21 protein-coding genes are annotated in these 20,911 nt (G+C 50.2%); 13 read left to right on the top strand and 8 right to left on the bottom strand.

Features of this window, described 5'->3' with window-relative positions; genetic code table 11:
* Window positions 1-187: 187 nt before the first annotated feature.
* The 3 genes from ACH50O_RS06840 to ACH50O_RS06830 all read left to right on the top strand — a co-directional run bounded on the left by ACH50O_RS06840 (window position 188) and on the right by ACH50O_RS06830 (window position 2,402).
* Window positions 188-634, top strand: coding sequence for an NIF family HAD-type phosphatase (locus tag ACH50O_RS06840; RefSeq protein ID WP_446811272.1), 447 nt, complete (start codon window positions 188-190; stop codon window positions 632-634).
* A gap of 157 nt (window positions 635-791) precedes the next feature.
* Complete coding sequence (locus tag ACH50O_RS06835) at window positions 792-1,346, top strand: DUF2799 domain-containing protein (RefSeq protein WP_446811271.1); 555 nt, start codon at window positions 792-794, stop codon at window positions 1,344-1,346.
* A gap of 474 nt (window positions 1,347-1,820) precedes the next feature.
* Window positions 1,821-2,402: a hypothetical protein gene (locus ACH50O_RS06830; protein ID WP_446811270.1), complete on the top strand. Its 582-nt coding sequence runs from the start codon at window positions 1,821-1,823 to the stop codon at window positions 2,400-2,402.
* 275 nt (window positions 2,403-2,677) lie between these two features.
* On the opposite strand, the gene ACH50O_RS06825 is transcribed toward ACH50O_RS06830, so the two are convergent.
* Both ACH50O_RS06825 and ACH50O_RS06820 read right to left on the bottom strand, forming a co-directional pair.
* Window positions 2,678-3,259, bottom strand: coding sequence for an ANTAR domain-containing response regulator (locus ACH50O_RS06825; RefSeq protein WP_446811269.1), 582 nt, complete (start codon window positions 3,257-3,259; stop codon window positions 2,678-2,680).
* 2 nt (window positions 3,260-3,261) lie between these two features.
* The gene (locus ACH50O_RS06820; RefSeq protein ID WP_446811268.1) at window positions 3,262-4,740 is read right to left on the bottom strand and encodes an MFS transporter; all 1,479 of its coding nucleotides are present in this window, start codon (window positions 4,738-4,740) and stop codon (window positions 3,262-3,264) included.
* Between the two features lie 288 nt (window positions 4,741-5,028).
* Here ACH50O_RS06820 and ACH50O_RS06815 point away from each other — a divergent pair, with 288 nt between their 5' ends.
* Genes ACH50O_RS06815 through ACH50O_RS06800 form a run of 4 tightly spaced genes read left to right on the top strand, consistent with a single transcriptional unit; the run spans window position 5,029 to window position 9,024 of the window.
* Window positions 5,029-6,243 carry an FAD-dependent oxidoreductase gene (locus ACH50O_RS06815; RefSeq protein WP_446811267.1) on the top strand — a complete coding sequence of 405 codons (1,215 nt, stop codon included), beginning with the start codon at window positions 5,029-5,031 and terminating at the stop codon, window positions 6,241-6,243.
* Window positions 6,128-7,714, top strand: a complete 1,587-nt coding sequence (nirB, locus tag ACH50O_RS06810) for a nitrite reductase large subunit NirB (protein WP_446811266.1) — start codon at window positions 6,128-6,130, stop codon at window positions 7,712-7,714. The genes ACH50O_RS06815 and nirB overlap by 116 nt, the downstream gene beginning before the upstream one ends.
* Window positions 7,714-8,094, top strand: coding sequence for a nitrite reductase small subunit NirD (gene nirD / locus ACH50O_RS06805; RefSeq protein WP_446811265.1), 381 nt, complete (start codon window positions 7,714-7,716; stop codon window positions 8,092-8,094). The genes nirB and nirD overlap by 1 nt, the downstream gene beginning before the upstream one ends.
* A gap of 3 nt (window positions 8,095-8,097) precedes the next feature.
* On the top strand, window positions 8,098-9,024 hold the full coding sequence (locus ACH50O_RS06800) for a PhzF family phenazine biosynthesis protein (RefSeq protein ID WP_446811264.1): 927 nt from the start codon (window positions 8,098-8,100) through the stop codon (window positions 9,022-9,024).
* Here ACH50O_RS06800 and ACH50O_RS06795 read toward each other — a convergent pair.
* The 6 genes from ACH50O_RS06795 to ygfZ all read right to left on the bottom strand — a co-directional run bounded on the left by ACH50O_RS06795 (window position 9,017) and on the right by ygfZ (window position 15,809).
* Window positions 9,017-9,547: a metal-dependent hydrolase gene (locus ACH50O_RS06795; RefSeq protein WP_446811263.1), complete on the bottom strand. Its 531-nt coding sequence runs from the start codon at window positions 9,545-9,547 to the stop codon at window positions 9,017-9,019. The two genes, ACH50O_RS06800 and ACH50O_RS06795, sit on opposite strands and share 8 nt — an antisense overlap.
* Before the next feature lie 46 nt (window positions 9,548-9,593).
* Window positions 9,594-10,958: a cell envelope integrity protein CreD gene (gene creD / locus ACH50O_RS06790; RefSeq protein WP_446811262.1), complete on the bottom strand. Its 1,365-nt coding sequence runs from the start codon at window positions 10,956-10,958 to the stop codon at window positions 9,594-9,596.
* 198 nt (window positions 10,959-11,156) lie between these two features.
* Window positions 11,157-12,896, bottom strand: coding sequence for a DEAD/DEAH box helicase (locus tag ACH50O_RS06785; RefSeq protein ID WP_446811261.1), 1,740 nt, complete (start codon window positions 12,894-12,896; stop codon window positions 11,157-11,159).
* A gap of 113 nt (window positions 12,897-13,009) precedes the next feature.
* The gene (locus tag ACH50O_RS06780; RefSeq protein ID WP_446811260.1) at window positions 13,010-13,993 is read right to left on the bottom strand and encodes a COX15/CtaA family protein; all 984 of its coding nucleotides are present in this window, start codon (window positions 13,991-13,993) and stop codon (window positions 13,010-13,012) included.
* 14 nt (window positions 13,994-14,007) lie between these two features.
* Window positions 14,008-14,850, bottom strand: a complete 843-nt coding sequence (locus ACH50O_RS06775; RefSeq protein ID WP_446811259.1) for an HDOD domain-containing protein — start codon at window positions 14,848-14,850, stop codon at window positions 14,008-14,010.
* Window positions 14,851-14,864: 14 nt separating this feature from the next.
* Complete coding sequence (gene ygfZ / locus ACH50O_RS06770; protein WP_446811258.1) at window positions 14,865-15,809, bottom strand: CAF17-like 4Fe-4S cluster assembly/insertion protein YgfZ; 945 nt, start codon at window positions 15,807-15,809, stop codon at window positions 14,865-14,867.
* A 94-nt stretch (window positions 15,810-15,903) separates the two neighbouring features.
* Here ygfZ and ACH50O_RS06765 point away from each other — a divergent pair, with 94 nt between their 5' ends.
* The 6 genes from ACH50O_RS06765 (at window position 15,904) to ychF (ending at window position 20,866) form a co-directional block, all read left to right on the top strand.
* Window positions 15,904-16,332 carry a protein YgfX gene (locus ACH50O_RS06765; RefSeq protein WP_446811257.1) on the top strand — a complete coding sequence of 143 codons (429 nt, stop codon included), beginning with the start codon at window positions 15,904-15,906 and terminating at the stop codon, window positions 16,330-16,332.
* Complete coding sequence (locus ACH50O_RS06760) at window positions 16,332-17,201, top strand: HDOD domain-containing protein (RefSeq protein WP_446811256.1); 870 nt, start codon at window positions 16,332-16,334, stop codon at window positions 17,199-17,201. Before ACH50O_RS06765 ends, ACH50O_RS06760 begins: the two co-directional genes overlap by 1 nt.
* The gene (locus ACH50O_RS06755) at window positions 17,201-18,400 is read left to right on the top strand and encodes a diguanylate cyclase (RefSeq protein WP_446811255.1); all 1,200 of its coding nucleotides are present in this window, start codon (window positions 17,201-17,203) and stop codon (window positions 18,398-18,400) included. The genes ACH50O_RS06760 and ACH50O_RS06755 overlap by 1 nt, the downstream gene beginning before the upstream one ends.
* A gap of 105 nt (window positions 18,401-18,505) precedes the next feature.
* Window positions 18,506-18,823 (top strand): hypothetical protein, encoded by a 318-nt coding sequence (locus ACH50O_RS06750; RefSeq protein WP_446811254.1) that lies wholly within the window; start codon window positions 18,506-18,508, stop codon window positions 18,821-18,823.
* A 42-nt stretch (window positions 18,824-18,865) separates the two neighbouring features.
* Window positions 18,866-19,627, top strand: a complete 762-nt coding sequence (locus ACH50O_RS06745; RefSeq protein WP_446811253.1) for a complement resistance protein TraT — start codon at window positions 18,866-18,868, stop codon at window positions 19,625-19,627.
* Between the two features lie 147 nt (window positions 19,628-19,774).
* Window positions 19,775-20,866, top strand: a complete 1,092-nt coding sequence (gene ychF / locus ACH50O_RS06740) for a redox-regulated ATPase YchF (RefSeq protein WP_446811252.1) — start codon at window positions 19,775-19,777, stop codon at window positions 20,864-20,866.
* The last annotated feature ends 45 nt before the right edge of the window (window positions 20,867-20,911 follow it).

Below are 20,911 nucleotides of genomic sequence, written 5' to 3'. Positions count from 1 at the left end.
TTTTCGCAAACGATCTCGCTCGGAACCGCAACATTTCAGTCAGGCGCTAAAACCTTCGAGTTATTTTGGAACACGATCCGGAAAAAAGCCCGATTGCTGGGGAAAATTAGCGCAACCGTCAACCCTGGAACTCGATAAATGGCCCGCACCGGCTTTCAGCCCCGATTCGCCGCCACCTTGGATAAGCATGCCTATCGTACGACCGACCATTTTAGCCCTGGACCTGGAAGGCACGCTGATCTCAACCGCTTACAGTCAAATTCCCCGGCCCGGACTCAGACATTTTTTAACGCAGTGTAAAGACTGGTTTTCCAGGATTGTGATCTTCACTGCCGTGGAAGAAGCGAGATTTAGACCTATTGCTAAACGGCTGGTCGAAGACGGTTATGCGCCGCCGTGGTTTGCCGACATCGAATATATCCAATGGCAAGGCCCGGTCAAAGACCTGGGGTTTATTCCGGATGCCCAAGTTAACGATGTCTTATTGGTTGATGATTTCGAACCGTTCATTCACGCCCGGCAAACGCCGCAGTGGATCAAAATCGACAGTTTCGATCCACCTTACTCGGAAACGGATGCCGAGCTTGAGCGTGTATTAAAGTTGCTGGAGCATTTCCTGTCCTTCCTGAATTAGGCGAGTCGAATCTGTCGCGCAAACAATATCCCATTGTCGGTTCGATTAATTGCCAACCTGGGCTATATTTCCTAGGCTTCAAGCTGGGTGAGAGCAGACGGAAAGTTGCGGCTGTTCTCGCGGTGTGGTGGATCTTTAGCCGGAAGGAAAAATCGTGATGAAATACTTAAGTTGCTGTCTATTGCTTATTTTTTTAACCGGCTGCGCGACGCTTAGCCAACAAGATTGTCAGCGTGGCGATTGGTTTGGCTTGGGATTGCAAGATGGCCGAACCGGGGCGGCGAACGACCGTTTGCACGATCACCAAAAAGCCTGTTCCGAATACGGCATCGCGCTCAACGATACCCAGTATCTTGCCGGCCGCGAACAGGGCTTAAAAGAGTATTGCCGGATCGAAAATGCTTTTAAAGAGGGTTTGGATGGGCACGATTATCACCATGTCTGTCCGCCGGCTATCGATGCGGTATTCAGCCGCTACCATGCGGCGGCCTTTGCGGTACATAAGGAACGCGCCGAACTGGATAGGATCGATAGCGAACTCTCGAGCAAGGAAAACAATTTGTCGGATAAAAAACTATCCGACAAAGACCGGGACAGAATTCGTAACGATATCCGGCAGTTATCCCGCAACCGGGACCGGACTCGCGACGATCTCTACTACCACGAGCGGCAACTCGACGATTTTCGCCACGAGTCATTATCTTATCGTTGAGAACTTCAAGCCCGATTATGTCCGGTGATATTTGATATTTCAAAATCAGTTTCCTAACCAAAAAACTCAGAAATACCGGAGTTTAATCTTGCAGTTAATAGTCTGGAAGACTGCGTGTTTAATGCTGGTATCGACACGTTGTGGTCATTCGGTTATCAATTCGAATGCCGGCTTTAATGCGAATTTCAGTCATTGAGGATGCAAAAAATTAAAATGTAGGGTGGGCAATGCTTTTCTGCCCACCAATTGAAGGCAACTGCTTTAAATCCGCGTGGGCACAAAAAGCGTGCCCACCCTACCGGGCTGAGTGCATTTTGTTGAATGCAAAGAAACTCGTTTATTTCAAAGCATTTGCTGGGCTTCGCTTCTCTCTACCCAGCCTACGGCCCTATAGCGTTGAAGTGTATATAAACGACTTCCTGTTGTTATATTTATACACAGTACCATCATAACCGAAAAAAATTAGCATAACTTATGCCTCAGCCATTTAATGAAAGATATAAAGATTCACGCCCCCTTATTAAAGGTGGCAGAGATTGTCTTATTACAAGACCATCCCATGCTGCGTATATTGCTAATATCGCACATATGTGGACCCATATTGATGTATTGTTTGGTGTGCTTCTTGGAGTATTAACAAAAAGTGATGCATCTACATCCATGATGATCTACACATCTATAGTTAACAATGGTACAAGATTTGACATATTAAAAAAATTCGTCAACGCTGAACTCAACGATGAGTTAATCCAACAGTTCAATAAAATTATCAAAAAATATCGCGAACTAAGCCCGTCTAGAAACAAAATAATACATGGGATGTGGGCTATTTCAGATGAAAAACCAGATGAGATATATTTAGTTGATCCGAATTGGCACCTTAACAACCTCGCGTCATGGTTTGGTGGAGAGGTTGTTATTAAAAATAAAAGCAATATGGAAATAAATGTCTACACGATAAATGATTTTATTGACATTCAAGGCAATATAATAAACTTCGAAAAGTTATTAAATGAGTTTTGTTCAACTTCTGAAGTTTATATTTCAAGCAATTAGCAGGCTGGTGAAAAACTCCGAAAGCCCTACATTCCAAGGCCTGTAGGGCCGTAGTCATCCGCCTTAGGATGCCACTCGATGCATGACGCTATCGCTTATGCATCCTACGACTGCGGACGATTATAGGGCGGCAAACGAACAGTTAGATGTCATTGAAATTGCTTCAGTATGAGCCAGTTCTTGACTGGCAGGAGCCAAATTTGACGCAAGAACAGATCAAACTCAGCCGAGCTTATGCAGAGTCGAAACTCTCCAAGCCGTGTCGCACAAACCCATTATTTGTTAAACAACTCCGCCATCGAAATCACGTTCTTGGCCATTTCGCCGATGGCGATGTTGCGGTCCATCGCCAGTTTGCGCAGGGCGTGATAAGCCTGATCTTCCGTGTAGCCTTGCGATTTGATTAAAATCGCCTTGGCGCGATCCACCAGCTTGCGGTCTTCCAGCTGGGTCTTGGTTTTTTTCAACTCTTCTTTTAACGCATGTTGCTCCTTGAAGCGGGCGATGGCGATATCGAGGATGGCTTTAATCCGCTTAGGCTCCAAACCGTCGACGATATAAGCACTGACGCCGGCCTTGATGACTTTATTGATGGTTTCGGTTTGCTGGTCCTCGGCGAAGATGACCACCGGCAGCGAATAGCTGTGGTTGATGTCGACGATGGTCTTTAACACCGCTTCGCTGGGTGTATACAGATTCAATACCACTACGTCCGGATGCAAAGTCTGGACGATTTGCAGCATATTCAGCTCCTTCAACCTCAGCGTCAAAACCTCGCAGCCGTGTTGGCGCAGGGCCGCTTCCAGCAAGCGTTCGCTGTCGAATTCGTCGACGACTAAAACGTTTAGCGAGGCCATGTTCAATCCAAGACTATTTTCAACAAGGAGCCGTCAGGCATGATTTCGGTGATGTAGTTTTTCGGCTCCTCCAGGTAATAAATCAAACCCAGCAGCAGAAAGCAGGATAAACCCAGTATCAGAAAGAATTGGCTGGTCGAAACGAAGGTCAGCAATATTAAAAACACGATGGCACCGGCGTTGCCGTAAGCGCCGACGATGCCGGCCACCTCGCCGGTAATGGCGCGTTTGACCAGGGGCACGAACGCGAAAATCGCGCCTTCCGCCGCTTGCATGAAGATGGAACAAAGTAAGGTAACCGCGACCGTGATCGTGATCGACCATTGCGGCGAAATCATCGCCATCAGCCAATAACCGCCGGCCAGGCCGGCCACGAATAAATACAGCGACAATTTGCGGCCAATCTTGTCGCTGAGCCAGCCGCCGGCCGGGCGGGCGATGACATTGGTCACCACGAAACTGGAAGCCAAAAAGCCGGCATCCAGCATGCTGGTGCCTTGGGTTTCGTTGAAGGTCTTAAAGAAAAACATCGGCAGCATCGACAATACCGCCAGTTTGGAGCCGAAGGTAATCAAATAGGCTATCGCCAAGATGAATACTTGCCGGTACTGATAATGATGGATGCTGGCAATGGGTTGGCTGAGACGGTCAGCATTGTTGTTGACCAATTGAAACACGTGAATCAGGAACAGCAACCAGACGACTGCGTGGATGGTCAGGTTCCAGCCTTCGGTCAGGACGGGTGTGGCTGGTGTGGACAGTTTCCAGGCCAGTAGCGAGATCGTCGCGTACAAAGGCACCAGGCTGAGCATGTATAAAAACAGATCGCGGATACTGGTGACTTCCATCGCCATCGGCCGGCGGGTTTTTAATGCTGCAATTTCCGGCGGCAGGTTTTCCACGCTGAAATAATAAATCACCGAATAGACCAAGGCGATGACGCCGGTCAACGCAATCGCCGAGCGCCAGCCGTGTTCGGCGCCGAAATAAAAGGCCAGTCCCGGCAGGAAAATCGCCGCAACCGCCGAACCGAAATTGCCCCAGCCGGCGTAAATACCCTCGGCGGTGCCGACCTGGCTGGCCGGAAACCAGTCGCCGATGATGCGCACGCCGACCACAAAGCCGGCACCGATAAAGCCCAGTAAAAATCGCGACCAGGCCAGTTCGGTGAAATTCTCCGCCATCGCAAAACTGAAGCAGGGCAGGCTGCATACCGCCAGTAATACGCTGTAACTGAGTTTTGCGCCGAATCTATCCACCAGCATACCCGTGACAACGCGGGCGGGTATGGTTAGCGCCACGTTGAGCAGCATCAGGATTTCGATTTGGGTTTCGCTGATGCCGAGGTCTTGTTGGATCAATACTAATAAGGAGGCGTGATTGAACCAAATCACAAAGCTGATGAAAAACGCGATCCAGCTCATGTGCAGCACTTTGGCCTTGCCGCGCATGGAGAGTAATTTAAAAGGCGTAAAAGACATGAATTATCCGTGGTTTTGGCTATCCTTGGCTTGTGTTAGCAGCTTATGTGCCAGCTATGCGCCTACGGCAATCCTGATATTCGGCGCCAACATGGCGCCATAGTGGTGCAATTTGCAGGTTATTTTGCGTTATTTAAGTGCATCACTGCTCGCCGATACCGGTGCTTGGCTTTGAATGCCGGATAATTCGCAGGTTGTAGATGTTGGCATTAATTTTGTTAAAGATTTATCGAGTCTTGTCGTTAGACTTACCCCCGTATAAAACCTGGACAAAGGCGTCCTGCTTGAATGAGTTACTCATTCGATCAGGATGCCTTTTTTTTTGGCTCGAAAAAGGGTAGCGACGAGACCTTAGCTCATTTAACCGCGGTATCGCGCCAGTTCGGCCGGATAGCGCGCTTGGATAAATCCGAAGTAAACAGAGGCCCACAAATGAATATGAAACAAACCCTGGTTGTTATCGGCAACGGTATGGTCGGCCAGAATTTGCTGGCCGGGTTGGTCGCCAGCAGCGCGAAAGATCGTTACCGGATCGTCACTTTCTGCGAAGAGCCCAGAGCGGCTTACGATAGGGTGCATTTATCCGAGTATTTCTCCGGTAAAACCGCCGCCGATTTATCCTTGGTGGCCGACGGCTTTTTCGCGGAACACGGTATAGAAATTTATTTACGCGATAGGGTGGCCAGTATCGACCGGGAGCGCAAGCAGGTGACCTCCGCCAATGGCGTAGTCGTCGCTTACGACAAACTGGTATTGGCGACCGGTTCCTATCCCTTCGTGCCGCCGGTGCCCGGCCATGAAAGACCGCAGTGTCTGGTGTACCGCACTATTGAAGATTTGGAGGCAATGACGGTCGCGGCGGCCAAATCCAAAGTCGGCGTGGTAATCGGCGGCGGCTTGCTGGGTTTGGAAGCGGCCAAAGCGCTGAAGGATTTGGGATTGGACACGCATGTGGTCGAATTTGCGCCGCGCCTGATGGCGGTGCAACTGGACGATGGCGGCGGCGCGATGCTGAAACGCAAGATCGAAGCGCTCGATGTGAAAGTGCATTTAAACAAAAACACGACCTTAATCGACGACGGCACGGAATGCCTGCATAAAATGAATTTCGCCGACGGCGAAACCCTGGAAACAGACATCGTATTGTTCTCCGCCGGCATCCGCCCGCGCGACGACATTGCGCGCGGCTGCGGTTTGGAAGTGGGTCCGCGCGGCGGCATCGTCATCGACAATCAGTGCCGTACTTCCGATGCCGATATTTACGCGATAGGCGAATGCGCATTGTGGAACGGCCAGATTTTCGGTTTAGTGGCGCCAGGATACGCGATGGCTCGCACCGTAGTGGCAGATTTCAGCCGGCGAAGCGGGCAGCTTCACCGGCGCCGACATGAGCACCAAACTAAAACTGATGGGGGTCGATGTCGCCAGCATCGGCGATGCGCATGCCAGAACCCAGGGCGCCATGGTCTATACCTATCAAAACGGTGCCAGCGAAATCTATAAACGTCTGGTCGTCAGCGAAGATAAGAAACGCTTATTGGGTGCGGTGTTGGTTGGCGAGGCTTCCGGCTACAGCACCCTGTTGCAATATTGTCTGAACGGCATCGATCTGCCGGAAAACCCCGATTCCTTGATTCTGCCGCAACGCCACGACGAATCGGTGGGCCTGGGACCGGACGCATTGCCGGCGTCGGCGCAAATTTGTTCCTGTTACGACGTCAGCAAGGGGCAGATTTGCAGTGCAATCGAAGCCGGTTGCACCACGATAGGCGGTTTGAAAGCGGAAACCAAGGCCGGTACCGGCTGCGGCGGCTGTTCGTCGCTGTTGAAGTCGGTACTGGACAGCGAATTAACCAAGCTGGGCGTGGAAGTCAGCACCGATATTTGCGAGCACTTTCCGCATACCCGCCAGGATTTGTATAACCTGGTAATGGTGGACGAAATCAAAACCTTCGACGAATTGCTGGACAAACACGGCAAGGGCTTGGGCTGCGAAGTCTGCAAACAGGCGGTCGGCTCCATCCTGGCCTCGTACTGGAACGATTACATCCTGAAACAAGAGCATATCGGCTTGCAGGATACCAACGATATCTTTCTGGCCAATATGCAAAAAGACGGTACCTACTCGGTGGTGCCGCGCGTCACCGGCGGCGAAATTACGCCGGATATGTTGATCGTGCTGGGACAAGTCGGCAAAAAATATCAGTTGTACACCAAAATCACCGGCGGCCAGCGCGTCGATTTATTCGGTGCCCGTGTCGAACAATTGCCGCTAATTTGGCAGGAATTGATAGATGCCGGTTTCGAATCCGGCCATGCCTACGGTAAATCGCTGCGCACCGTGAAATCCTGCGTCGGCAGCACCTGGTGCCGTTACGGCGTCGATGACAGCGTGGGTCTGGCAATCGAATTGGAGAACCGTTACAAGGGCTTGCGCGCACCGCACAAAATCAAATTCGCGGTATCGGGTTGCACCCGCGAATGCGCGGAAGCCCAAGGCAAGGATATCGGCGTGATTGCTACCGAGAACGGCTGGAATTTATATGTCTGCGGCAACGGCGGTATGAAACCGCGTCATGCCGATCTGTTTGCGACCAATCTGGACAAGGAAACCCTGATCAAATACATCGACAGGGTACTGATTTTTTACATCCGTACCGCCAACCGCCTCCAGCGAACCTCGGTCTGGATGGAAAACATGGAAGGCGGCTTGGACTATTTGAAAAGCGTGGTGATAGATGATCGTTTGGGCATAGGCGAGCAATTGGAAGGGCAGATGCAGCATGTGATCGAGACCTATCAATGCGAATGGAAAACCACGTTGGCTGACGAGCAACGCTTGAAACGTTTCCGGCATTTCGTCAACAGCGACCAAGCTGACGACAACGTGGTGTTCGTCGAAGAACGCGGTCAGGTCCGTCCGGCTAACGCCATGGAACGCAAGCATTTCAAATTGATAGAGGAGGCCGCGTAATGAGTGCGTGGATAGACGTGTGCAATGTCGACGATCTGCAAGCCGATTCCGGCGTCTGCGCGTTGGTGCAGGGCAAACAGGTGGCTATTTTTTATTTACCGCGCCGGCGCGCCGTGTATGCGATTGGTAATTTTGATCCATTTAGCGAGGCTAATGTCCTGTCGAGGGGTATGATAGGCGATATCGGCGGTCAGCCGATGGTGGCGTCACCGATGTACAAACAGCATTTCAATTTACAGACCGGGGTGTGTTTTGAGGATGCGTCAGTTACGGTACCGGTGCATCCCGTGCGTATTGAAAACGGCAAGGTCGCAGTGATGGCCGCGCCGAAATATGCTCAACCCAAGTCGGCTGTGCCTGCGGCCTGTGAAATGGAGTAACGCGTGAAATACCAATACTACATCGCCGATGTTTTTACCGACCGGATTTTCAATGGCGCGCAAATCGCCGTGTTCCCCAAGGCCGACGGCTTGGATGCGGAGATGATGGCTTTGCTTGCCAAGGAATTGAATCTGTCGGAGACGGTGTTTATTTTTCACCGCACCCAAGATGAGGATGGATGCCGGCGTATGCGGATATTCTCGCCACTGGGCGAGATTAATTTCGCCGGCCACCCGATTATTGCCGCGGCTTACGTCTTGGCGATCTCCGGCGACATAGCATTAACCGATCCGCTGACCAAGTTGGTAATCGAACAAAATGCCGGGCGTATCGAAGTCAATATTTCCAGTAAGGACGGCCAACCCGGCCTGGTGCAGTTTAGCCGCAGTTCCGCTTCCATCATCGACCGCTTTGCGCCGAGCGACGACGAATTGTGCCGCTTACTGGGTCTGCAATTGGCCGATTTGGATCATAAAAAGTACTCGCCGCGCCTGGTTTCCTGCGGTTTCCCGTATCTAGTGGTGCCGGTATGGAATTACGAGTCGGTGCGCAAAGCTCGATTCAATTATGCGGCGTGGTCACAATCCGCCGCCCCGCAAACCGCGGCGCAGGAAATTTTATTGTTTGCCCCTAAGTCGTCGGGGCCGGAAGCGGACTTTAACGTGCGCTTACTCGGGCCGAATATCGGCATCCACGACGACCCGCCGGTCGGCAGTGCGATGCCGGCATTTTGCTGTTACTTGTGTTCGTTCGAGCAAACCCAAAAAGGCACTCACGTGTTTGCCGTCGAGCGCGGCGACCAATTTAGCCGCCGCAGTTTGATTCAGTTGGAAATGGACAACAAAGGCTTGGAGAATTTGACGATCAGAGTCGGCGGGCAAGCCGTGCTGTTTGCGGAAGGCTGCGTTAATTTGCCCAACTTCAATTAGCCCGCTTGCGCAACACCCCAAAGCTCGGGTTTTGCCGATGTTGGCGCCACAAATAAACCGCCCAGGCCACAAGCGCAATTTCCAAAGCAAAAGAGCGGTGCAATAGAAAATTTAACCACCAGGTGTCGTAAACGGTCGGTACCTTGAATAAGGAAAAAGGCTTTCTGATGAATGGTGCCAGCCAATAAATATTGGTGGAAATATAGTCCAGCAGCATATGTAGTAAGCCGTTTAACGCCAATATTGCCGCAAGTAACGGGTGCTTCTTACATTTGGCAGCGCGCTGAACAAGCAGCGTTAAACTTAACGTTAACAGCCAGACGCTTGGAAAATGGCTGAAATAACTGTGGTGCGGGTGGGCGCGGTGATCGAAAAAATAAAAATAGATCATGTCCAGATCGGGAGCTATCGCACCGAATAATCCGGCGCGAATAAAAGCCGAACGGGAAACGCCGTAGTTCTCGACGCGAGGAAAAAGCAGCGTAGACAGAATATAGCCGGCGGGCAGATGCGCAATAATCATAAATACCTCGAGTTTGCCGATGCGGGCCATCGGCCCGGTGTTAGGATTAAAGCGTCGTTATGTTATTCGCGTTGGTTTGTGCGAGGTCGTACCAATCCAGGCGCCGCGTGGTGACCATGGCCAATGCCAACAAGGCAAACATCAGCAAGGAGCCCAACATCAGCGCGTTGTCCTCGGATTCCAGCAAACCGTAGAGACAGCCGAACAATGCCGCCAACAAGCCGGCTGCCGCCACCCCGCGTCTGCGGCTATGCAACACCGCACTAAGATAAAAACCGATCAAACTCACGCATGCCGAAGTGGCTAACAAGTAAGCGATAACAAAGTCCAGGTGTTCCGACAGGCTCAACAGCAGTAGGAAAAACATCGCCAGCGCCAAACCGACCAGCGCGTATTGCGCGGGATGGATAGCCAGGCTTTTCAGAATTTCGAACAGGAAGATCGCCGCGAAGGTCAGACATACGAACAAGAAGCCGTATTTGCTGGCCCGGTCGGACAATGAATAGATGTTGATGGGCTCCATTAAGCGGATGCCAAAGCTGTCGAAGCAGCCGATAGCCCGGCATTTGTATAGGTTTTCCGCGACATTCGAAGCCATGGCATCGACCGTCCACAACGCATGGAAACCGGCTTGTCCGACCTGCTGAGTTTGCGGGTCCGGCAAAAAACGGCCGTAAAAACTGGGGTGTTGCCAAGGCGAGTTTATTTCCACTCGAGTTTGTTTACCGGCGGGGATGAAATCCAACGACTCGATGCCACGCAGTTTAAGATTGAAAGCAAACGGTACGCTGATTGGCCCATATTCCACCGGTAAAAGATCCAACTCGGCATGCATACCGTTAATTGCATCCATCGGCAACTCGGCGCCCTGTTCGAATGCATAATGTTTGCCCATCCAGTCCAGCCCCGGCGCTTCCAGGACGCCGCGCATATCGGATAGCATCACGCTGACATAGGGCGCGCCGAAACTGATCCGGCCCTTGTATTTGGGCTTAGGATCGCCAAAGTTGCCCGGAAGTTTAAGCTCGCCCTTGACGCTAATGTTCAGTACGTAAGATCGCACTTTGAACAGGCCGCGTTGTTTGGTTTCGGTGGATAAATCGCCGCTTATGTTCAATTGATCCGGCAAGAAATACAGCAGGTGATTGTCGGTATGCTGTACCTCTTCGCGTTTGGGGATACCGTCCTGGCGAGTTTCGATTACATCCGTCCAGTGTTCAGTGTACGGTACGACCAATAAGGGGCCAAACACCTGCTGCGGACCGGCCGAACTGGCGGCAATGTCGTTGACCGCTTGTTGCTGGCGATTCGCCCGCTCCCCGGACAGATCTTTTATCATGCCTATCGGTATCAACAGTAATAATGTCAGAGCCAGCATTATCGCGAGCTTTTGCCAAAGTTTTTTTTGCATCGAGATTCTCCATCGGATTTGAAAGACGATGCACAGCATGCGCCGGCAACGTGAGCGGACAATGATGGGAATGTGAAGCGAGGGTGAAGTGTTGCTTAAATCGGGCCGGCGAGCTTGCCGCAGAGCGATCAGGGGGTACGGCGAAGGGCTATAATACCGGGCTACGATAGGACGCGGCCCGGCGAGATTATTGACGTTTTATGGCTGATTTTTTCCGCGTTTCGATGGTGAACCGACGCGCTTTTTGCTTTTATCTTTTTTTACCAAAGCTGGATCGAATTTGGAAATATCCAAGGATTTACCGGCCACCCGGACTTTTTTCAAGGCTTGGAATAAGTCCTTGGGCATGCCGGCCGGTAATTCCACGGTACTGTAATGCTCCTCGATCTTGATGCGGGCGATATGGTCGCCGTCGATACCTGTTTCATTGGCAATGGCACCGACGATGTTGCCTGGTTTTACGCCGTCGCTATGACCCACTTCGATACGAAATGTTTCCATTTCTACCGCGCCTACCCGGCCTTTTTCCCGTCTTGGGCCACGATCACCGCGTTCATTGCGGTCGGAACGGCCTTTTTCCTCGGCGTCCTTGCGTGGCTTTTTGCTGGGCTCTTTCATCAACAAAGGGGTATCGCCTTGCAGCAACTTGGCTAACGCCGCAGCAACGTCCAATGCCGGTACATTGTGCTCAACCTGGTATTGGTTGATCAGCTGGTTGTAAAAACTGAGTTCTTCGCCGGCCAGCGTATCCGTGATCCGCTGTTTGAAACGATTGATTCTAGCGTTGTTAATGAAATCGGTCGAAGGCAACTGCATTTCTTCGACTTTCTGTTTGGTGGCTTGTTCGATATTGGCCAGCAAGCGTTTTTCGCGCGGCGAGACGAATAAAATCGCGTCGCCGGTACGGCCGGCGCGGCCGGTGCGGCCGATGCGATGGATATAAGATTCGGTATCGTAAGGAATGTCGTAGTTGACGACATGGGTGATGCGATCAACATCCAAGCCGCGAGCGGCAACGTCGGTGGCAATCAGAATGTCCAGTTTGCCGCTTTTCAGATTATCGATGGCCCGTTCGCGCAGGGCTTGCGACATGTCGCCGTTGATGGCCGAGGCGGAAAAGCCGCGTGCTTCCAATTTTTCGGCAACTTCGATGGTGGCGGTTTTGGTTCTGACGAAAATAATCATGCCGTCGAAATTTTCCGCTTCCAGAATCCGGGTTAGGGCGTCCATTTTATGTAAGCCGCTAACAAACCAGTAACGCTGCCGAATATTGGCGGCGGTGGCGGTTTTAACTTTGATCGTGACTTGTTCCGGATTGTTCAGGTATTTCTGCGCGATTTTGCGGATTTCAGTTGGCATGGTTGCCGAGAACAAAGCGGTTTGCCGGGTCGATGGGGTTTGTTCCAGAATCCATTCCACATCGTCGATGAAGCCCATGCGCAACATCTCATCGGCCTCGTCCAGTACCAGCGTGGTGAGTTGGTCCAATTTCAAGGTGCCGCGACGCATGTGGTCCATGACCCGGCCTGGCGTACCGACCACGACATGGGCACCGCGATTCAATTGGCGCAGTTGGCTGGTGTAATCCTGGCCACCGTAGATAGGCAATACATGAAAACCTTTGATATGCGCGGCATAACTTTGAAAAGCTTCCGCGACCTGTATCGCTAGCTCGCGGGTAGGGGCTAGTACCAAAGCTTGCGGGTCTTTTTGCTTAAGATCGATGCGCGATAAAATCGGCAAGGCAAACGCAGCGGTTTTACCGGTACCGGTTTGCGCCTGACCCAACACATCGCGGCCGGCCATCACGAATGGAATAATCTGCGCCTGAATCGGAGACGGGGTTTCGTAACCGACACTTTCCAAGGCTTTGAGAATGGGGTCTGAAAGCGATAACTCTTTAAAGGAAGGCGTGGCGGAGGAGGGGGTGTCGGACATTAATAATACCTGTAGAAAAAAAGAGAGTGGCCTGCCGTTGGCGAGCAATGCTCGGCATTGTACCGCAACTTGGCTTAATATTGCTTAACTTATTGATAATTACAGTAAAAATCCTAGCGCGCCCGGCTCGCGCTATTGCTTGAATAATTCAGGCAGATAAAGATAAAAAATTGCGCGCCGAAGATCAGATTAGCCATCAACAGATGCACCGGTTGGGCTAGGGCGGGGAAACCCAGTCTGTCCAGGCTGACGCCGGCCAAAATTGCGGTAACGATCAAGCCCATCAGCACGTAGGCCGTGCGTAGCAATAGACTGCGCTTATAGGCTTGCTGATAAATTTTCCAGGCCAACCATAGATTGGTGAACAGAATGACGGATGAAAACGAGCGGTGGACATAAAAAATGATTGGAAAACTGTCGCGCCAATATTGTCTGTCGATGTAACTGTGTTCATGCGCGATATAATCGACGGCCTCCCGGACCTGAGTGCCCATTGCTACTTGCAGCAAGGTCATGCCCATCGCAATCTTTAGCACCAAACCGAATCTGGGGGCAAGCCAATGGCTGTCAACCGCTTGTAGCAGCGATTTTTGCGATCTGGCGATGGCATAAATTAACAGCGCGACAATGAATAAAGCCAGCAGCATGTGCAGCGTGATCATCAACGGCTTTAAATTGCTGGCTACCACGGCCGAACCCAACCAACCTTGAAAGCCCACCAGCACAAAAACCGATAGCGCCAGATAAAAAATAGCTTTGTCGGCTTTAAGATAAACTCTTGAAGACCAAGCCGTGAGAAAGATTAAAAAACCGATGGTCACTCCAACCAATCGATTCGTGTATTCGGTCCAGGTTTTGACCGGGTTGAAGGCAGTGCTTTCATAACCGCGCGCCGCGTAAATTTCGTGGTAATTGACGGGTAGTTGCGATTCGTCGGTGGGCGGCACCCATTGGCCGAAGCAGGTCGGCCAATCCGGACAGCCCATGCCGGCACCGGATGCACGGACGATGCCGCCGACCAAAATAACAAAATAAACGGCAAAGATGGTGAGTGTGCCTAAGCGGCGAAAGCGTGCTGCGGCTTGAGTATCTATCATGGTCGGTGGAATTCTTAAAGAAACATGGAGTGAGCGAGTTCGATTTCTTCCGAGACCCCTTCGATTTCCAGAATTTCCGCATCGGGTTGGATACCGAGCTTAGCAAAAGCCGGCACTGTGCTCCAGTCGACTCGACAAGCCGGATGATCGGTGCCGGCTATGCTTTGCAGAAATGCGACTTGCACCAAATCCACATAATCGGCCTTGGCCCCGGAATCGCGTTGAAAATCGACATATTCGGAAGGCACCAGTTTGAGTTCTTCCGGAAAATTCCAGGTATTCATAATGATTTTGCCCACGTGAGGATGGGCTTTTTCCAGTAATTTATCCAGCCGGGATGGGCTGTCTCTAAATTCCGGAATTTTTTCGACTAGAGTCAGAATCGGCAATTTACCTATTTGGTGGATCAAGCCGGCCAACATGGCTTCGTCGGCGTTTAAATGCGGTACGAATGCACTCAAGGCGCGACTGATCGCCGAGACGTTAACGCCTTGTTCCCAGGTACTGCGAAAATAGCCTTCCAATAACGCTGTGGTAGGCGTGAACATTTGCTGCATGATCAAACTGGTGATCAAGGTACGTATCGTGTTGTTGCCGAGGCGGGTGACCGCCATTTGAATATTCTTGATTTCCAGCGTGCCTCGGTACAAGGGGCTGTTCGCGACTTGTATCAAGCGCGCGGAAATGGCTGCGTCGGTGGCAATGATTTCGGCCAGACTTTGTGCCGTGGCATCGCCTTTACTGACGGCATCGCGCACTTTAATGGCCACGTCCGGCAGGGTGGGTAGTATTAAACGGTTGGCGTCCAGTTCCGCTTGCACATGAACCAGAAAGTCTTGAACAGATTTGAATTGCATGGGTTGAATTTCCGCTATTGATCCGAAATTATCGCCACAGAAGTACGATACTCGTCATCAAGTATAAGGTTTTTTGGCAGACCATCAACTATTTGCAGGACTAACAGCAAACGGGTTGTGCCTACGTAACTGCTGTGCGTTAACACGCAGCCGATATTTTGCCCACTTGCGTTATCTAACACGCCGCAACCGGTGTTGATATCGCCAGACGATTGGATGCACTCGGCCACAAACAACGCACGTTTGACTTTTCCCAGATAATGCGTACGTGCGACGATCTCTTGGCCGGTATAACAGCCTTTATTAAAACTGATGCCGCCTAATCGATCGATGTTCAACATTTGCGGGATATGTTGCTCGGACTGGCTGCTGCCGAACCAGGGCAGGGAGGAGGATATATCCTGCTGCCGCCATTCTGCTAGACTTCCTGGCTCATAGCCGTGTTGCGAGGCCAATAATGCGCAGAATTGCTGGCTTTGCTCGGGTGAGCTAATACGCAAATAGCGATCTTGCCCAGGCAATCGAATCGTGGAAAATGGCGATTGCGCGACGGCGAAATTGTTGGCCGATGGAGTGTCATTGGTATCTGCGGGCAGGGATTGCAACCCCGTGAGCTGTAAGATTCCGGATTGGTCTTGCAATTGCACATCGGCACGCAACACGTACATACGCAGTTTTTTTAGCACCGTTTCCAGCAAATCCGTTGGCACGATTAGCAGAAACCCTTGCGGGGTTTTAGCGACTATCAGCGTAGTGATTACCCGGCCTTTGGCATTGCAAAACGCGGCAATACTGGCTTGAGACTCAGAGATATCGTTGATATTGCACGTTAACTGGCCTTGCAAAAGCTTATCGGCATCTTGGCCGCTTACCGCAATAAGGCTTAGACCTGTCGATGGAAATATTTTTCTAATCGCCGGCTTAACATCGGTTTTTTTAACAGTGTATTCGGAGTCCATCGGTTCTTCAGGTGTGGCGTTTTGGGGCATAGGTGTCAATATGAAAACAAATTTGCTGGGTAGTTTACCGTAGCTCGGAAAAGGCGCGACGATTATGGCGAAAAATCTTGTCTCGAATATGGATTTTACCGTGAGTCGTTCGCGGTTACTGAAACTGCTAATCCATGGCATTCATGGTTTTACAGTTTTAGCCTGTTGGCTTAATTCCTTGCCGGTGATTTACCAGGCAGCATTGTCGGTGCTGGCGCTTTTAAGTTGGCGGCATGGCCTAAAATCCCGCCAAACTGGCTTGTTTTATCTACGCTATACTCCTGACCGTGGATGGTCAATCAGTCTCGCCAATGAGTATCGACCAATAAAGATTGCATCGTCGACAACGATAAGTCCGTTTTTGATCGTTCTGCATTGGTTAGATAACGACAATGCCGGCGGTTGTCTGTTGATTGCAAAAGATGCAATGCCGGCGGACTCCTTCCGAAAACTGGTTGTCTGTTTAAAAACATCAGGTTACAGGCCTGTCTAATGAATGCCAAATTAAGGCAAGCTATTGAGCTACAAATGAATTCGTTGAAAAATTTGCCGGCTTTACCCGAGGCAAGCCTGCGGATTTTAGACGCTATTAATACACCGGATATAGCAATCGATGAATTAGCCGACGCGCTATCCTTGTCGCCCGGTTTAGTAGCCCGATTGCTTGGCTTAGCCAATTCAGCCTATTTCACCAGGGGACGCAGCGTGGCCGATATCCGCGCCGCGATATTTCAGGTTTTAGGCCTGGACTTAGTCAAGGCGTTGGCTCTGGCGATTATTTTTAACGTACAGTTCGATACCCGTAATTGCCAGACATTCGATTCGGAACAGTTCTGGATGCGCTCGCTGATGACGGCCGTATCCGCGCAAAAATTGGCGGCGGAAACGCCATTATTCCGAGAAATGACGCCATCTACGGTGTACGCAAGCGGTTTACTGTTGGATATTGGAATATTGGTGCTAGGTTATCTGTGTCCGGAAGCCTTAGATGCCATTTTCACAGATTGTAAACAAAACCGTATATCCGTCCGCGGCGAGATTGCCCGACGCATGGGTCAAAGTCATTTTCAATTAGGCTATTTCTTGTTGAATAAATGGCATTTACCCGAGTTATATCAGCTTGTTTTACAAAACTACGAGAACCAGGAGTTTGTTGGCCCGGAGCAAGCATTATTAATTTTATTGCGGATTAGTCAGCGATTAAGTGCCGCAGTCGTTGTCGACAACACAATTAATTCGGTAGAGTTCGACGCGGATTGCCGAAGCATTCAAGTCGGCATAGACCACTTGAATACACTCGCCGAACAATTAATGGAACATAAAACGGCTATTCAAAAACTTGCGTCTATTATGGGGAACTAATGAGCCAGTTTAGCGCGGGCATGCAAAACCCAGTATTAGCCGGATTAGGCATGCAGGATTTGCTTGTGGATTTGGTTAATGCGCTATCCGCCGTAAAACAATTATCCGAAATAGATTATCAGGTCGATGACGAAAAAAGCCTGATCAGACAGGCATTGGCTAGCCTTATTCAGTATCAGGACATGGAGCGATGTTCCTTTTTCATCCTGGATGACGGAGGCTTGTTAACCAACATCGTCGGCATCAGTATCGATGAATTAAACGAAGCTAAAATCGATAATCCGGCCCCTTTACGTTTCAAAATCGGCGAAGGATTAATTGGTGCGGCAGCCGCAAGCGGTATATTGCAGCATTGCCAAAATTGCCGCGACGATCAACGTTTTGAAAAAATCGCGAATCCCAAGCAAACGCCCGGCTCCGTTATCAGCGTGCCTGTGTTCACGTTAAATCGTAATTTGATTGGCGTTTTGAACGTATCTCATCCCGAAGTTAATTTCTTTACCGAGTGGCACATACGATTATTGGAAGTTTATAAAAATATCCTCGGGCAGTTGATCACGACGCGCCGTTTGGTTCAACACATGGAGCAGCAAATTGCTTCTAGAACTGCCGAGTTGGAGAGTTTGGTTGCGGAAACCAATCAGTTGAAAGACCATTTTGCCAGCATGTCCATGCACGATCAGTTGACAGGTTTGCATAACCGGCGTTTTTTTTATGATCAGGTGGAAGTTGTTATTGCCCATCATAAACGTTACAAAAATAGTTTTTGTCTGTTGGTGATGGATATCGATCATTTTAAAGTTATTAACGACCGTTTCGGCCATTTGTTCGGCGATCAGGTATTGATCGGTGTTGCCAATGCATTGAAAAGGCAGGTTCGTAGCAGCGATATTTTGGTGCGTTTCGGCGGTGAAGAGTTTGTAGCTATTTTTACGAATACGCGCGGCGATAACGGTAAAACTTTTGCGGAACGTATTCGGCAGGAAATTAAATCCCTGCAATGGTTTGTCGATGAAGAGCCGGTTAATCTGACTATGAGTATTGGTTTGTATTGTCTTAATTGCGATATGTACGCTCCGCAACAAATACCGGATATCGATCAGATGATTAATTACGCGGATAATGCATTGTACAAAGCGAAAGAGAATGGTCGCGATCAAACGGTGGTGTTCGACGGATCCGGATTGGAAGCCGGTTGACGTCACGCCGTCAAATCAGTTGTTGCGAACGTTTATCAACTTTACAATCTTAGCCAAACCATGCACAGTTTTTGCGAACTGAGAACAGAGGAGGGGGTATAAACAATGAAAAGAATTTTATTGCAATGCTTATTGATGGCGGTTTTAGTCGCTAACCATACTGTCGTAACAGCCGATCAAGCTAGCGACACGCAAAAAATGCTTAATGATCAAGTGTTGGCTAAACCTTTTAGCGTGGAGGACGAAGCAAAGTTAAACAGCTATATCGAGGAGGCGACTAAACGAGGCACACCACCCAAATCTCAACCCAGTAAATATTGGCGCCAAGGCTATACCTGCAACGATTTGAGGCGTTATTCCTGGAACGATTACCGCGATTGTAGTTATTACCATCATTATTACGGCTATTATTGGCCTTATTAAATTGATATTTTCAGTATTTTGGATAACTTTTTGGAGATTTAAATGGCAATAGAGAGAGCTAAGTTGGTTAAGGTTGCTGGCATTTTAGCGGTAACAACGTTGTTGGGCGGTTGTGCCGCCGTGCACACATCGATCGCAAAAAAAGACTTGGATGTGCAGACCAAAATGAGCGACACGATATTTCTAGACCCAGTTGGCCCGGAACAGCGCACTATTTATTTGGACGTGCGAAATACCTCCGATAAAGCCAACTTTGACGTGCTATTGCCGGTCAAGGAGGCGTTACAATCCAAAGGGTACATAATTTCCAACGATCCGGAAAAGTCGCATTATTGGCTACGTGCCAATGTATTGAGCGTTGATAAAGCCAGCCCGACAGCGGCGGAGTCGGCTTTGCATTCCGGTTACGGCGGCGCATTGGCCGGCGCGGCGGCCGGCGCGGCAATTGGCGGCGGACTGGGTGGCTGGTCGGGAGCCGGCATCGGCGGTTTGGCAGGCGTTGCAGTGGGCGGCGCCATCGAAACCATTGCCGATGCCGCAGTGAAAGATGTGACGTATATGGTAGTCACCGACATTGAAATTGCTGAAAAGGCCAAAAGTGGTGTCGTGGTAAGACAGGATAGCCAGCAAGACGCTAAGCAAGGTATCGGTGGCTCGCGCCGTCAAACTTCGTCGGAAGTTAGCGACAGAAAAAAATATCGCACACGTGTCGTCAGTACTGCCAATCAGGCTAATCTGGAATATGAAGCCGCAGCGCCAAGCCTGACCTCCGGCTTGGTGAGATCGATTTCAGGCTTATTCTAAAAGCCGTTCAAAACCCTACCTCCCCGTGATCTTCATGATCGCGAGGAGGGCGCTTTGGTTTTCAATTTTCAATTTCGCTGTATAATCCCGCCTCGCTTCAATTCCGGTATACACCGGAAATCTCCTTAAACTCATCTACTTAATGCTATGGCACTCTATTGCGGAATCGTTGGCCTGCCCAATGTCGGTAAATCAACTCTATTTAACGCGCTGACTAAAGCGACTATCGCCGCCGAAAACTATCCGTTTTGCACCATAGACCCCAACGTCGGCGTAGTTCCGGTTCCCGATCCGCGTATGGATAAACTAGCTGAAATTGTTAATCCGGAGCGTGTGCTTCCAACAACGATTGAGTTTGTCGACATAGCGGGTTTAGTCGCGGGCGCTTCTAAAGGCGAGGGCTTGGGCAACCAATTTCTGGGGAATATTCGGGAAACTGATGCCATCGTACATGTAGTACGCTGTTTCGTAGACGACAATGTGATTCATGTTGCCGGCAAAGTCGATCCGATTAACGATATTGAAGTCATCAATACCGAATTGGCTCTGGCGGACATGGCGTCTGTTGAAAGAGCTTTGCAAAAAGCGGCAAAAGCGTCAAAGTCGGGTAATAAAGACGAACTTTCTAGAAAAGAAGTCCTGGAACGAGTCCTGGAGCACCTCAATGCCGGGGAAGCGGTGCGGACTTTAGGTTTGACGGAAGACGAAACCAAGCTTATTAAAGAATTATGTTTGATTACCATCAAGCCAACATTGTACGTCGCGAATGTTCAGGATGACGGGTTCGAGAACAATCCGATGCTGGAAAAGGTTAGAGGCTTTGCTGAAAAAGAAGGATCGAAAGTTGTCGCCGTCTGCGCCGCGATAGAGGCGGAGATAGTGCAATTGGATGAAGAGGAAAAGAAAGAATTTCTCGATGATCTAGGGCTTGAAGAACCTGGATTGAATAGGGTAGTGCGCGCAGGGTACGAACTATTAAATCTCTCGACTTATTTCACGGCCGGAGTTAAAGAAGTACGGGCGTGGACGATCCCGGTTAATGCCACGGCACCGCAAGCAGCAGGCGTAATCCATTCTGATTTTGAGAAAGGCTTCATCCGCGCCGAGGTGGTGTCTTACCAAGATTTTGTTGCATACAAAGGCGAACAAGGCGCCAAGGATGCCGGCAAATGGCGCCTTGAAGGTAAAGAGTACAAAGTTCAGGATGGCGACGTGATGCACTTTCGTTTCAATGTTTGACAAGGGAAGCAGGGCATCCTATAATGCGCGTCTTTTCAAAGCCGT

It is taken from the genome of Methylomonas sp. 2BW1-5-20 (assembly GCF_052474515.1).
The sequence above is the reverse complement of the archived record's forward strand: the minus strand, read 5'-3'. Positions and strand labels throughout refer to the sequence as shown.